Below are 14,859 nucleotides of genomic sequence, written 5' to 3' on the forward strand. Positions count from 1 at the left end.
ATTAAAAAAGTCCTGAGGTGATTCCATAAACAAACATCATCGCAGTGATAATAGAAACCCCCAGCTGTAAACTTGCAGTTAAATTTTCTCCTGAACCAATTTGTCTGATTTTCATTGGTTGAAGGTATAAAATATCATTGGGCTGTATAAAGTAATAGGGAGAGGCTAAGAGTTGCCTATCGTTAAGGTTAATTTGGTGAATTTTTGTTCCTCCATCATATTGTCTTATCAAAAACAATTCATTCTTCCGGGCCAATATGCTTGATTCGCCGGCCATGGATATGGCATCAAAGATAGTTGCTCGATTTTTCAATATAACTTTTGGCCCAACTTGGCTGAACTCTCCCAAAGTAGTAAATCTTATTCCACCAATTCTTAATTTAACCTGTACCTCATCTTTGAAATAATAACTGATTGATTCCTGCACCTTTTCTATAGCCTCAGCTTCAGTCAACCCTGAAATTTTAATGGGTTCCAAATTGGGAATTCTGATATAGCCATTTTTATCTATTGAATACCCCGAAAAATAAAACACATCCATAGCACCGCTAGTACCTCCAGACCTCCCAATCCTAGAAGCATTGGCCCCTTGAAATTCAAATGCTCTTAATAGGTCTTGATTAGAGGAGGCAAAATCCACATCTATAATATCAAAAGGCTGTAATACATACTCATAATCCACTTGAGCGTAAGGGATAAATTCATCAAGTTCTATTGGCGAATTCCCATCTAAATTTTGAAGATAATTGATTCGCTTATTACTTATACAAGAAGTAATTAAAACAAAAAACAAAACCGGTAGGACCAGCCTCTTCATAGAAAAATAGTTTATGATCACCTTCAAAATTAATTAAATATGTACGTTTTGGAAAAAAAAAGAGGGTAATTAATTTAATGTACCTTATTTCGCTTCCAATAAGCGATTATAAGCATTATAAATTTCTTTTTGAATGGATTTTCTTTCAAATTTATCAATTACACGTTGGTAGAGATTTTCAGCATACCCCTGCATGTCTGCCCTTCTTACAAATGCAAATTCCATGGCTTCCTTCAAGGCAGATACTAGTCCTACCTGAAATACTAAGGCTGTTTTTTTATGCTTAACCAAATCAGTATTTCCAGGGATGTCTGAACATATTATTGGGCAACACATCGCTCCCGATTCTAGCAACACATTGGGAAATCCCTCTCTGTAGGAGGGATGAATCAATACATCAGAGATAGCCATATAATGCGCTACATGATTTGTCCAAGGCACATGTACTATCCTTGGATGATCAGTTATCTGGTTAATCGTTTTAGGATCAAGTGGGTTTAGGTCTTGTTCAAAATCTCCCAACAATATTAATTTTGACCTGTTGACTATCTTTGACTGGATAAAAGCTTCCACCAAATCTGCTATTCCTTTATCCTTTACTAACCTACCCACTGATAAAATAAGAAAATCATCATCCCCCGGCACAATTCTCATGGTGGCCGCAACCAAATGATTTTCCTGAAGGTTGTTCCTATCAAAAACTTCTAAGTCAACCCCATTTGAAGACCCTTCACTAATCACCCTTACCTTCTTTGGGTTAACCAGTTTTTTCTCCACAATGAATTTCATTAATGAGTGAGAATTTGGCCAAACTTCATCTGCAAAACGATAAGTAATTTTCTCAATATCTGACAAAAATTTTGCCTTCCTCCCCTTTTCAACGATAAAAGGGAGTCCTGCTAAGGTATGAATCTTAACAGGAACCCCTGCCAATTTAGCAGCAATCATCCCAAGTAAACCAGCTTTAGGGGTATGCGTATGTACGATATCTGGTTTTTCCCTTTTAAAAAGCTTGAAAAGTAACCATAAACAGTAAATATCCTTAACTGGGGTAATCTTCCTAGTGAAAGGGATCACTTCTTTCCTTATGCCTTTTTCGTTTTTTAATACATCAAACCATTCCTTTCCTTCCCCACTAACCATTAGCACGTCAAACCCTTTATCTGACATGTAACTCATTTGATTTTTTAATAATAATTTGAGAGAAATGGGAACAGTTGTGATCCTAATTAACTTCGGCATTCAGCTATTATTTATTTAAAAGGTCAAATATACCTATTATATCGGTTGAAAAATAAAATATTCTATCCTCTAGGCTTCTATTTTTTCTCTTTGAAAACGAATAGATTTGGTGTATAGTGGATTTTCTATAAGATTTATTTTAATCAATCAAAAAGCACACCACAACATGAATTGATAAAACTCTTCCAAATTAAGAATACAAACCTTTGAAAATCAAAGAATTTAATGTTATTAACCTATTAAATAGGCAAGTAATAATCATAAAAAATTAACAATCACCTTGCTCTATTTTCCTTCATGATTTTTTTTGAACAACCTTAATCAAAGTACCATAAACTTATATAAAAAAAATAGGTCATAAATACCCATTTAAAAGTCCGATTAAACCCGGATTGTGTAATAGGATTTCTCCGTCCTGACAATAGTCAGGGGTGAAGCCTATCCCGTATTTACGAAAAATGTTTCAATCGAAAGAAAATCAGCCTGTTAGAATATTTTAGCACGTAATAGATTGTCTATTGCATATTTCAGTTTAAAATAAAAATAAAAAGGGTGAGATTAACCTCACCCTTTTTACTATTTAATAAGTTTAAATAACTTAATCGAATGCTGGATCTTGAACCAAAGTTGGAGAGCCATCTTTGAAAGACCTTTCAATGGCCTCTAGAGGCACAGGGAAATACTCATGAACCCCTTTATCAAAGTTGGCATTACTAAGATAAGTCCTTTTCGTTCCTTCCTCATCTAGGTAGGCATTCATGGTCTCAGCAGCAATTCCCCAACGTTGCAAGTCAAAGAATCTATGTCCTTCCATAGCAAACTCAAGTCGCGTTTCCATTCTCACAGCTTTCCTTGCTACATCAGGATCTGTCCATGGAGTATCATAGGTTGAGATCACATAATTAGCAGCAGGTTCTCCTTCTACAATTGTATAATCATTCCTCTCAGCACCTTGTATAGCTTTAGGTACAAAGCCATCCGGATTGGCTGCTCTTGTTCTTATTAAATTCACAAGCTCTCTAGCTCTTTCCAGATTTCCCAACTCTACTTCCGCTTCTGCCAGCCATAGTATTACCATATCCAAACGCATGATTCTGTAGTTGTTCGCAGACAATCTAGGATTTGCGCCTATACCGAAAAACTCAGGTTCTGCTACATGTTTGATTGGAGAATATGGCCCTGCATAATTTTGATCCCTAATAAAATCACTTCCATGAATTTTATATCTTTTATAAAGGATACCTCGTCTACCTACAGTATGATCCAATCTCGGATCCAAAGGTCCTTCGTAAGCATCAAATGGGTCATCCCAGGCTAAACCTTGATCGTTATTTACATCACTATCATTGAAAGTATCCAATAATGGAAGACCGTCTGCTGAAGTTTTGTAAGCATTTACCAAATTTTGAGAAGGCTGATAAAAACCACAGCAACCCCAAGGATCAGTATACGGATAATTCAAAGTTGTCCCTTCATTGGCGGCAGCAGTAGTTGCACTGGAAATTGAAAATTGAATCTCGAAAATAGACTCTTCATTGTTCCTTCTTCCTACCAAGAAATTTTCTTCAAAGGTATTGGTAAGTGTGAATGGTCCATTGTTCAATATATCATCCAAAAGTGTTTTCGCTTCAGCCAAAACAGAAGTATTGGCCGCCCCAGTAGATTGATCCCAGCCTTGAAACATTTTGGACTTTGCAAGGAAAGCTCGTGCCGCCCATTTGGTAGGTCGTCCCACATCCACCTGGGATTCTGGCAATGCATTCATTGCAGCCTCAAAATCAGCCTCTATATTTGGCCAAATCTCCTTATCATTAGGAACTTTACTACTTTCTAAATCAATTAGATCGAAGGTATTGTCATCTATATAAGGTACTCTTCTCCACATTTTTCTTGCCTCCATATGAAAAAAGCCCCTTAAAAATCTAGCTTCAGCTATAATCTGTGCCCTTCTCTCATCAGAAACATCCTCAGCTGCTTTAAGCGTGTTAAGCACGTCATTTGTTTTGGCCACACCTTTGTAAACAGCCCTCCATTTATTCCTTAGGTGCAAATTGGTAGGCTGAAAATCAAAAGCTTCCAAGAAGGATTGCTCAGGTTGATCCCCTGCATCTGTGCCTTTGTAAGCGTCATCAGAAACGACGCCACCATATACCCAGTTGTCTATAGTTCCATTCCATCCAGACTGTCCGTCTAGTCCATATCCATCTATCATCGCGTAAGCTCCTAATAGAAGCCCTTCTACGCCTTGTCCATTTGCCAAATCAACTGTACTGAATTGACCTTGTGGAACTGTTTCCAAAAACTCTTCCTGACAGGAAGAAATGGACAATCCCAGTACAAATGCAGTAGCAATTTTTAAATATATTCGTCTCATTAGTTTGCTTCTTTATGTTATGAATGATTAAAACGTAACATTTATTCCCAAAATCAAATTTCTGGAAATTGGCATATAACCTCCATCAAATCCGACAGTATTGTTACTTCCTGTTTGAATTTCAGGATTAGTACCAGTGTATTTAGTCACAGTAAACAAGTTCTGTCCCTGGAAATAAATGGCTGCATTACTCATACCTATTTTCTTAAGCAATACATCAGAAAGGTTGTATGTCAATTGCACATTTCTCATCCTAAAGTAAGAGCCATCCTCAACAAAATAACTAGAAGGTCGGCTACTCACCTGGTCATTTATATCCATGATAGGGAAAGTTCCTCCTGGATTACTAGGTTGCCAAGCATCGTACAATGCTGTCTTGGATTTGTTACCTTGGAACGTATTAAAATCAGTCCAGTAGTTGATATAATTAAAGATATCATTGCCTACTGATCCATTACCGAATAAAGCAAGATCCCAGTTTTTATATCCTAAATTTATATTGATACCATAAACAAAGTCTGGATGTGGATTTCCTATTACGGTCCTATCAGCATCAGTGATAACGCCATCATTGTTCACATCCTGAACCTTAAATTTACCTACCGCATTGTAATTACCATAAGCTGGATGGGCATCTACTTCCTCTTGGGTTTGAAATATTCCAAGGTTGTTATATCCGAAAAATGAAGAAATTGGATAGCCTGCTTGTGTAATCGTAACTGATGGTACCCTTGTAGAGGTTCCAAACAATACGTTATCATCATTCTCAGCCAAATTATCTACATTGTTTCTATACATAGAGATATTACCGGAAATCCCATATCTTAACTCTCCACCCAATGCAGTATCATCCAAGCCTAAGTTAAGGTCAATTCCTTTGTTAGTCATTTGTCCAACATTAAAGAAAGGAGCCGTTGCGTCTCCATGACCATAATTAATTGGGGTTTGGAACAACATATCAGATGTCACTCTGTTCCATAAATCCAATTCAAAATAATACTTACCGTCCATAAACTCAACATCCAATCCTATATTGTTGGAGGTAGTAGTCTCCCATTTGGCATTAGGATTCCCAAAACGCTGTGTATCAAAACCCAATGCTGGTGTAGAACTTGATCCATCAATTGGATAGCCCGCATTGAAAATATTTGACCTATAAGTGGTGTAGGCATTATAGTCTCCGATCAGTTGATTTCCAGTCTTACCCCATCCGTATCTCAATTTCATATCGGATACAAAAGGCAATGCATCAGCTACTGCTGCCTCATCTGATAATCTCCAACCTAAACTAAATGCAGGGAAAGTTGCATTTCTAGACGCAGCAAGAAATCTAGATGAACCATCATTTCTCAATATAAACTGAACCATGTACTTCCCATCATAGGAGTAATTCAATTTACCAAACTGAGAATAAAGACGGTAATCGCTTTCTACACTCCCAAAGTTTGTTGCCGTATTAGGATCTCCCAAATCAAGATAGGAGATAATAGGATTGGTCTCAAAAGCAAATCGCTGACGTGACGCACCAAATATCTCTCCAAATTCTTTAATTGATTCTAAACCCAGATAAGCATCAAATGCATGAACATCATTAAAGGTTTTTGTATAACTTACTGTATTGGTCCAAACCCATTGATAAGAATAGGAATTCTCAGCAGTAGAGCTATTTACAAAATTACCCTCCACATATTCCGGCTGAGGTCTACCAATATATCTTGCTCTGCGGTTGTTGGCATCTATACCAAAACTAGACCTTACATTAATATTGTCCGTTAAATCTATCTGAGCATAAACATTACCAAATGCCCTCAATTCAAGATTTCTATTGTCTTTTGCTCTTTCCAAGAAGGCAACTGGATTGTAATTGTTCCCAAGATTAGCACCACGGCTACCAGCGAAATTACCCATAATGTCATACACTGGTAATAATGGGTGTTGTAGAGAGGAACTAAATACAGCATTTTGTTCTTCGTTATTTCCTCTTGAACCATTTCCAAAACCACCTTTTCTATTGCCTACTGTTACAGAGAGATTTTCCCCAATCGTAAGTCTATTATTAAGCGCTTTAAATTCTGTATTTGCTCTTAATGAATACCTGTCGTAACCAATATTATTGATTACACCATCCTGGCTAAAGTAATTAAGAGAAAGGGCATACCTTCCATTTTCTGTACCACCATTGGCCGTTACCTGATAACTTTGTATTGGTGCAGTCCTGGTAGAAGCCGCCCACCAATCGGTGTCAGCAGCTCTTGTAATAGGGTAGATATTTCCTGGTCTAAGGGCATAAAGACTAGGATCCACTGCTGGATCTCCTTCCATCGCACCACTTGGGAAAACATAATCTGGAATACTTACTTCACCATTAGGCCCCCAGGAATATTGTCCATGAGTAGGAGCGGTATTTGGGTTTCCGTAAATATTGGCCAGATACAAGTACTCTCCTAATTCCTCTGCATTAAGTGGGTCGGGACCACGGTCGGAGGTTTGTGTACCATAATAAGCATTAAAAGAAATAGTAGGTTTACCTACTTTACCTCTTTTTGTTGTGATAATAATCACCCCATTTGCCGCTCTTGATCCATATATGGAAGCTGCAGATGCATCTTTCAATATCTGAATGGATTCAATATCGTTCGGGTTCAAATTACCTTGTTCCTGAGTAGGTACTCCATCGATAACATACAATGGATCGTTATTATTAATAGTACCAAATCCCCTAATTCTCACTGTTGCTCCTCCTCCTGGGGTAGCATCATTGACAATCGTAACACCTGCAGCCCTTCCTTGAAGCTGTTGGGCAAAGGTGGTTGCGGGAATGGCCAATAATTGCTCTGAATCAACAGAAGTAACGGCGCCAGTAATTTCTCTTCGAGATTGAGATCCATAACCTGTTACTACAACTTCATCCAAACCACTTAGCCCTTGTTCTAAAACAACATCTATGGTTGTCCTATTTCCAACAACTTCTTCGACGTTATTGAAACCCAAAAAGGAAAATACCAAAGTTGCTTGTTGATTGGCAACTGTTATGGTGTAATTACCATCAAGGTCAGTGACTGTTCCACTTGATGTACCTTTTACTAAAACGGCCGCTCCCGGAAGAGGATCTCCCAGATCGTCCGTTACTGTACCAGAAAGTTCTATCTGAGCCAAGGTAAATCCCGTACTCACTAACAGAATCAACAGTACTAAACTGCACAATTTGTAAATTTTTAACATAAGTAAATTTTAGGTTTAAGTAATTAATCAAATTAAAGAATTCAAAAGGTATTGGTCATAAATAACATTTTCATGTAAACCTTATAAACCCATATTTGTTTAGAACAAACAAATATTAATTTTAAACTGAAAATTGAATTAAAAGGAAAGTCATAATAGTTTTTGGTTAGCTGTCTGTTATATCCAAACAATAATAAATTTATTAAAAAAAAAATTGATCAAATTGATAAATGCAATTTTACCATTTTTTCTTTCAAACAAAAGCAATTTGATGATAATTTTTGACTCACAAACCTATAGTATCAATAGTCAAATAACAATAAATTAAAAATTTATGATGATAAATATGCAATTTATTATTTAATTTTTAACATTTATAAATACAATAATTGCGGAAAATAATTTTAAATAAAATATAATCAAAGTAAAGCATGATAAAAACACATAAAATTTTCTTAACAACCATGAACTACAAATTCAATCCCTGTAGAAGCTTAATTAAAAGCCATAAGATGTTTATTTTATTTTCTTAGCAGTTTTCAATACATAGAACTGGAAGAATAATTTAATTTTATTTTCGGTAAGGTTACCGATTTTAAATTTATTTATAAAAATTTATAAGAGTAGGTATAAATTTATGTCGAAAATTTTTTTAAACATACTGAATCAAGTTTTCATTCCTTCAATTTTTACTGAGATAATTGGACTCAATTACAGAAAAAATTACTCCTTTCAGAGCACAGATCATAATTCTATTTCTCTATACTTAAACCCGAAATAGGCAATAGACAATCTATTACGTGCTGAAATCGCTTCAAAATACCCAATCGTTGCTGTTTTCAATTTCACCATAGCGGTGCTATGCTAAAATCTCCAAACAGCCTGATTTTCTTGCGATTGCAACACTTCCCGTAAACACGGGACAGGCTTCATCCCTGACTATTGTCAGGACGGAGAAATCCTATTACATAATCCGGGTTAAACTTATAATTTTTTCTGCACTGACTAATTTTCAATAGAAACTAATTCCTAAGGAAAAGTCAAACAATTATAAAATTAGACCGGCATGATTCAACATAATGAAAACCCGAATAAACTTCTGTTTCAGAAAACCATAAGACTACTAGGTTTAATTCAAGGTGAGAAGCCAATTTTAGCTACAGAAGGCCAAAGAACAACTTCCTTAAACTATTTTTAAAAATTATGAATTGACAATACTCCAACCATATTCATTCTATTGAATAAAATTTGAATTTAACCAAACAAATATTAGATTTAAGATCAATTAACCAAATCCCAAATAACCTTGTTTAATCCATTCCTAAATCTATTAAAGGCCTACTTTCTGGTCGGAATATGGATTATTATTTTTTCCCTTGTTTGCTGTTGTTCACCAAAAAATCGAGATCCTTCACCAGCTCTCCTACCTGAGCAAGCACTACAATTATTTGAAATAAATGATGATTTGTCGATCCAACTTGTTGCTGCTGAACCAATGGTTCAAGACCCTGTATTTACTAGCTTTGATGAAGACGGGAAAATGTGGATAGTTGAGATGAAAGGTTTTATGAATGACATTGAAGGTTCAAATGAGTTAGTCCCTAATGGAAGAATCTCTATTTTGGAAGACAGTAATGGAGATGGGACAATGGATAGAAGCACCATTTATTTAGACAGCCTTGTCATGCCCAGAGCACTTGCAGTAATTAAAGGAGGCGCCTTGGTAGTTGAAAACATGTCACTTTGGTGGACCCAGGACTTGGATGGGGACCTGAAAGCTGACACAAAAGAATTGGTTGACGCAGATTATGCAGGTAGCAATTTGCCGGAGCATTCCGGCAATGGATTGCTTAGAGGTCTTGACAATTGGTACTACAATGCGAAATCTAGGTTTAGATATAAGTTTAAAAACAACCAATGGATCAAGGACAGCACCGAATTCCGAGGCCAATGGGGTATAAGTCAGGATGATTATGGCAGGCTTTATTACAACTACAATTGGTCTCCCCTACATGCCGATCTGGTTCCTCCCAATTATTTTATTAGGAATGCAAACCACAGCACTACCTCAGGTCTTGACCAAGGACTTACATCAGATCGAGAAATCTATCCCATAAGAGAAAACTTAGCCATCAATAGAGGCTATATTCCAGGAATATTGGATGAGCAAAATCAGCTAAAAGAGTTCACTTCTGCCTGTTCTCCTTTTTATTTCAGAGGTAATGGACTTCCCAAAGTTTATTTAGGAAATGTGTTCGTCTGCGAGCCATCAGGCAACTTGATAAGAAGGAATGCCATTGTATCAAGTGGCATCCAGCTTTCAGCAGAAGCTGTAGACATCGGGCATTCAATCATTGCATCAAAAGATGAGCGGTTTCGACCGGTGAGTTTATCTTCAGGCCCAGATGGTGCTCTATACATTTCAGACATGTATAGAGGCTTGATTCAGCATGGTGCTTACATTTCACCCTACTTGAAAGACATTACAATTAAAAGAAAATTGGTTCTCCCCACCCATTATGGGAGAATTTGGCGTGTAGCCCATAAAGATTGGCAACCAAAACCAGTTCCCAGATTATCAAATTACTCTGGACCAGAACTAGTAGAAACCTTAAAACATCCCAACGGATGGTACAGGGACATGGCACAAAGGCTTCTGGTTGAAGGAAACAACAGCTTTAATGTGCCGCTTCTTGAAGAATTGGCATTAAATTCAAAATATCACTTGGCTCAAATCCATGCATTATGGACTTTAGAAGGGCTTGAAAAATTGGATGAAAACGTCCTGTTCACATTATTGGATAATCTAGGCGCTTATCATCCAAAGGTAATAATACATGTACTAAGACTAACTGAGCAACTTGCTAAAGAAAACAATCACGTTAAAAAGCGCCTTGAAAAATTTTATCTTAAAAATCAGGAAACCATTAGCAATGAAGAATTGGCTCTTCAGATGATTCTTACTGCAGGTAGTTTGTCAGAAGAGGTATCAAAGACCACAATTGCTAGCATTTTAAAAAACAACATCGATGAACCCATATTTAGAGATGGTGCGCTAAGCAGCCTATATAATTATGAATATTCATTCCTACTTTACCTGATAAAGCAAAACCAATGGAAGGAGCACTCCCCATCTAAAGCCATCTTTCTGGAAATGGTCGCAACTGCCATCAGCAGAAAGAATAACGAGCGTGAAATGCTAAAACTATTAAATCTCTTAGAGCAACGCAACCTTGCAAAAGATTGGCAGGCATATTCTATTTTCACAGGCATGTCTATGGCAGGTGCCCAAAAAAAATCGGATCCAATCAAGCTAAAAACTGCTCCAAAATTTTCTAAAACTATCGATTTTGAAAAAAGCAATTTGAATACTGCTCAATGGAATAACCTATTCATTTGGCCAGGAAAAAAGATTAAACCAGACTCTTTACTGAATATAAACAAACTATCTGATGCAGAAAGATCCTCGTTTGTAAAAGGCCGACAGCACTTTTTAAGCACCTGTGCAGGCTGCCATGGAGGGGATGGTGAGGGAGTTAAAAGAATGGGACCTCCACTAAACAAATCTGAATGGGTGACAGGAAATGAAAGGCAACTAGCCATGATCCTACTTCATGGACTGGAAGGTACCATCATGGTAAATGGAGTAAAATACAGTAGTCCTGATATATTGCCAGTAATGCCATCTATGGCCAGCTTGGATAACAGTACTATTGCCAACATTCTAACCTATATAAGAAATGAATGGGACAACCAAGCCACAGCGGTAAAAGGTGGCAAAGTAGCAGAAATAAGAATCTCAACCCAAGGAAGGGTAATTCCGTGGAAACCTGAAGAACTATTGCGTTCCAAGCCTCCGGTAAGTCCTTCAAACAAACCTTGAAAAAATTATGAAGGAAAATAAAAAAGGCAACTCTTTACCAACCTCATACAATAGCAGACGAGATTTTTTAAAAAATGCCAGCTTGGGATTGATGGCAATGACCATGCCTGAATTACCAGATATATTTGACAATACTAAACTGGGAATAGTGGTCCACTCCTATGGGAAGAGGTGGCATGCTACTCATCAGAGTAGTGATTATCCAGCATTCTCTGATGCGAGCGAACTTCTCGCTCATTGTCATAAAATCGGTGCAGGTGGAATTCAAGTTGGCATCAATGGTTGGACTGAGGGTTTTTGTCATAAAATCAGAGACCAAAGAGAAAACCTTAACATGTACCTAGAAGGGTCAACAGGAATGCCAAAAATGACAAGCCAATTGCCTGATTTTGAAAAACAAATAATTCTGGCAAAAGAGGCTGGAATCAAAGTTTTAAGAACAGTAAGCCTTGGACCTAGGAGATACGAGGCCATCCATAGCCAAGAAGAGTTTTTGGCTTTCCAAAAGCAATCTATTCTCATGCTTGGAAAAGCCGAACCGATTTTGCGGAAACATAAAATTAAATTGGCCATTGAAAATCATAAAGATTGGCGTTCTGATGAATTGTTACATTTGATAAAAGGTGTTTCAAGTGAATGGGTTGGAATAACTTTGGACTTTGGTAACAGCATTGCTCTTATGGAACAGCCCAAAACTACCACCCAACATTTGGCTCCATATGTATTCTCTACTCATGTAAAAGACATGGCAGTAAAACCCTGTTCAGAAGGATTTCTTTTATCAGAAGTGCCTTTGGGTGAGGGACTACTAAACCTAAAGGAAATAGTCAACACCTGTAAAAAGTACAACCCTTCAATTTCTTTTAATCTTGAGATGATAACAAGAAACCCATTACTCATTCCCTGTTTGACTCCTGATTATTGGACCACACTTGAAAAGGTTCCTGCGTTCGAATTATCTCAAATTCTTACTTGGGTTAACACCCATGGCAGAAACCTACCGCATATTGACTCTCTGGAAACCGAAGAGTTGTTGGCCAGGGAGGAAATCAATATTTTGACCTCATTAACATACAGCATTAAACATTTGAATCTATAAATTAAAAACCATGATCAATAGCTTACCAGGAATAAAATTATTTGACCTAAATGGAAAAACAGCCATTGTTACAGGAGGATCCAAGGGTTTAGGACTCGCCATGGCTGCTGGGCTTGCTTCCGCTGGAGCAAATATTCTAATCGTAAACAGAACAGAAAGAGATGGCGAAATTGCAGCTGAAGAAATCAGCAAGGGGTTTGGTGTGAAGGCACTTTCCTTTACAGCCGATATATCAAAAGAAGAAGAAACCAAGGCGATGGCTGCCTATGCAATGGAGGCTTTTGGTCGCATCGATATCTTGATAAATAGTGCTGGGATTAATATTAGAGGAGCTATAGATGAAGTCAGTTTAGACGATTTCAAAAAGGTAATGAATATCAACGTTACAGGTACTTGGTTGTGTAGTCGTGCCGTAGTCCCCCATATGAAAGCCCAAAAGTCAGGAGCAATAATTAACTTGGCAAGCACACTGGGTGTAGTGGGATTGGCTAATCGCACCCCTTATACCTCAAGCAAGGGAGCAGTGGTACAAATGACCCGAGCTTTTGGAATAGAAATGGCCCCATTCAACATCAAAGTAAATGCCATCTGCCCAGGGCCATTTCTTACTGAAATGAATATTCCAGTAGCTGATGACCCTGCCACGAAGCAGTTTATAATTGGAGCAACTGCTTTGGGAAGATGGGGGGAACTAAAAGAAATTCAAGGAGCAGCCATATTCTTGGCCAGTGATGCGGCTAGTTATATGACAGGCTCCTTACTGACTGTAGATGGTGGTTGGACAGCTAAATAAGCCTATTTACTTTATTCATGGTTAGGCCAGTACTGTTGCCAGAATAAATATAATAGCCATAGCCGTAAAGGAAAGAATGACCGTCCCTAGACTATGTGACTGGTAGCCTTGTTTGATATTCATACCTGACAATTGTGTCATGGCCCAAAAAAAACTATCATTGGCATGGGATACGGCTATGGCTCCAGCACCTGTAGCCAATACGGTTAGCACTCGCATTATCTCTGTATCCAAACCTAAGGCAGGCATCAGAGGTACCATAATTGATGCTGTTGTCACCAAGGCAACGGTAGAAGAGCCTTGTGCAGATTTTAGGGCAAAAGCCATTGCAAAAGGTAAAAACAAACTTAAATTCCCTGCCGTCATAATAGAACTAATCTGATCAGCAATTCCAGAGTTTTGCAACATTTTACCAAAGACACCTCCAGCACCAGTGATAAGAATTACTGGTGCACCTATTAACAGAGCTTCACCAAACCAACCAGAAGAGGACAATACCTTTTTATCAAGTTTTTCAGGCAAACTAAAGGCCATAAAAGCACCCAATAACAGGGCAATTATAGGGTTACCAATAAATGAAATTAAAGAGGTGAATAAATTGTCACCAAAAGGCTGTGTTGGATAGGCTGCTATAGAAGAAAGGATAATGAGTAACAATGGAATGATAATGGGCATAAAAGATTTACCTAATGAAGGTTTTTTTCTTACCTTACCTTCCTTATCAATTTCAGCGAATACAGGTTCCAAATGAATTTTTGAGACCCAATATTTACAAAAATAATAACAAGGAATTAGTGCGAGAGCACTAATAATGGCTCCAAATAATATTATTTGTCCTAAATCTGCCTCAAGTATTCCTGCAGCAGCAATAGGCCCTGGTGTAGGCGGCACAAGTGAGTGGGTAGCAGTTATCCCTAAAGTCAAGGCCACTGTGGTAGCCGCGTAGGGAAGCTTTCCCTTAAATGAAAGGGATTTATTGATCGGGTTAAGCATGATAAAAGCACTGTCTCCAAATACAGGAATCGATGAAATATAACCAGTAATCATCATTCCTAGCATTACCGATTTTTGCCCTACCCAAGACAACACTTTTTGGGCAATCACAAATGCTCCACCTGATTTCTCCAAAAAGGTACCAATGACCACTCCAAATAGAATCAACAAACCAATTCTTCCTAACACTCCTCCAAAGCCATCGGTAATGGAGCTAATGATTAATTCTGCAGGCATACCTGCCATTAGACCGTAAATAATTGCCCCACTAAATAAGGCAAGGAAGGGATGAATTTCAAATTTTATGATAGCCACAATTATTATGGCCAACGCGAATAGAATCAAAAGAAAAATAAACATAGATCGGTTTTTGGGTTTATAATCTATAACAAATAAAGCATTATTATTTAAACTTTAATCGCTAAATATAAATTAT

8 protein-coding genes are annotated in these 14,859 nt (G+C 37.5%); 3 read left to right on the plus strand and 5 right to left on the minus strand.

Features of this window, described 5'->3' with window-relative positions; all coding sequences use genetic code 11:
• Position 1 precedes the first annotated feature (1 nt).
• The 4 genes from CA2015_RS23410 to CA2015_RS23425 all read right to left on the minus strand — a co-directional run bounded on the left by CA2015_RS23410 (position 2) and on the right by CA2015_RS23425 (position 7,655).
• Positions 2-817: a polysaccharide biosynthesis/export family protein gene (locus CA2015_RS23410; protein WP_048644090.1), complete on the minus strand. Its 816-nt coding sequence runs from the start codon at positions 815-817 to the stop codon at positions 2-4.
• A gap of 84 nt (positions 818-901) precedes the next feature.
• Positions 902-2,059, minus strand: coding sequence for a glycosyltransferase family 4 protein (locus tag CA2015_RS23415; RefSeq protein ID WP_048644091.1), 1,158 nt, complete (start codon positions 2,057-2,059; stop codon positions 902-904).
• A gap of 598 nt (positions 2,060-2,657) precedes the next feature.
• The gene (locus tag CA2015_RS23420; RefSeq protein WP_048644092.1) at positions 2,658-4,433 is read right to left on the minus strand and encodes a RagB/SusD family nutrient uptake outer membrane protein; all 1,776 of its coding nucleotides are present in this window, start codon (positions 4,431-4,433) and stop codon (positions 2,658-2,660) included.
• A 27-nt stretch (positions 4,434-4,460) separates the two neighbouring features.
• Positions 4,461-7,655, minus strand: a complete 3,195-nt coding sequence (locus tag CA2015_RS23425) for a SusC/RagA family TonB-linked outer membrane protein (RefSeq protein WP_048644093.1) — start codon at positions 7,653-7,655, stop codon at positions 4,461-4,463.
• Positions 7,656-8,961: 1,306 nt separating this feature from the next.
• On the opposite strand from CA2015_RS23425, the gene CA2015_RS23430 reads away from it, so the two are divergent.
• From CA2015_RS23430 to CA2015_RS23440, 3 genes are read left to right on the plus strand one after another with little or no spacing between them, the layout of a single operon-like run.
• Positions 8,962-11,538 (plus strand): DUF7133 domain-containing protein, encoded by a 2,577-nt coding sequence (locus CA2015_RS23430; RefSeq protein ID WP_449390408.1) that lies wholly within the window; start codon positions 8,962-8,964, stop codon positions 11,536-11,538.
• A 7-nt stretch (positions 11,539-11,545) separates the two neighbouring features.
• Complete coding sequence (locus CA2015_RS23435; RefSeq protein ID WP_048644094.1) at positions 11,546-12,637, plus strand: sugar phosphate isomerase/epimerase family protein; 1,092 nt, start codon at positions 11,546-11,548, stop codon at positions 12,635-12,637.
• Positions 12,638-12,647: 10 nt separating this feature from the next.
• Entirely contained in the window at positions 12,648-13,430 is a 783-nt protein-coding gene (locus CA2015_RS23440; protein ID WP_048644095.1) for an SDR family NAD(P)-dependent oxidoreductase, read from the plus strand.
• Positions 13,431-13,451: 21 nt separating this feature from the next.
• Here the strand turns inward: CA2015_RS23440 and CA2015_RS23445 are convergent, their stop codons facing one another.
• Positions 13,452-14,783 carry a GntP family permease gene (locus CA2015_RS23445; RefSeq protein WP_048644096.1) on the minus strand — a complete coding sequence of 444 codons (1,332 nt, stop codon included), beginning with the start codon at positions 14,781-14,783 and terminating at the stop codon, positions 13,452-13,454.
• Between the last annotated feature and the right edge of the window lie 76 nt (positions 14,784-14,859).

It is taken from the genome of Cyclobacterium amurskyense (genome assembly GCF_001050135.1).
GTDB classification, from domain to species: Bacteria; Bacteroidota; Bacteroidia; order Cytophagales; family Cyclobacteriaceae; genus Cyclobacterium; species Cyclobacterium amurskyense.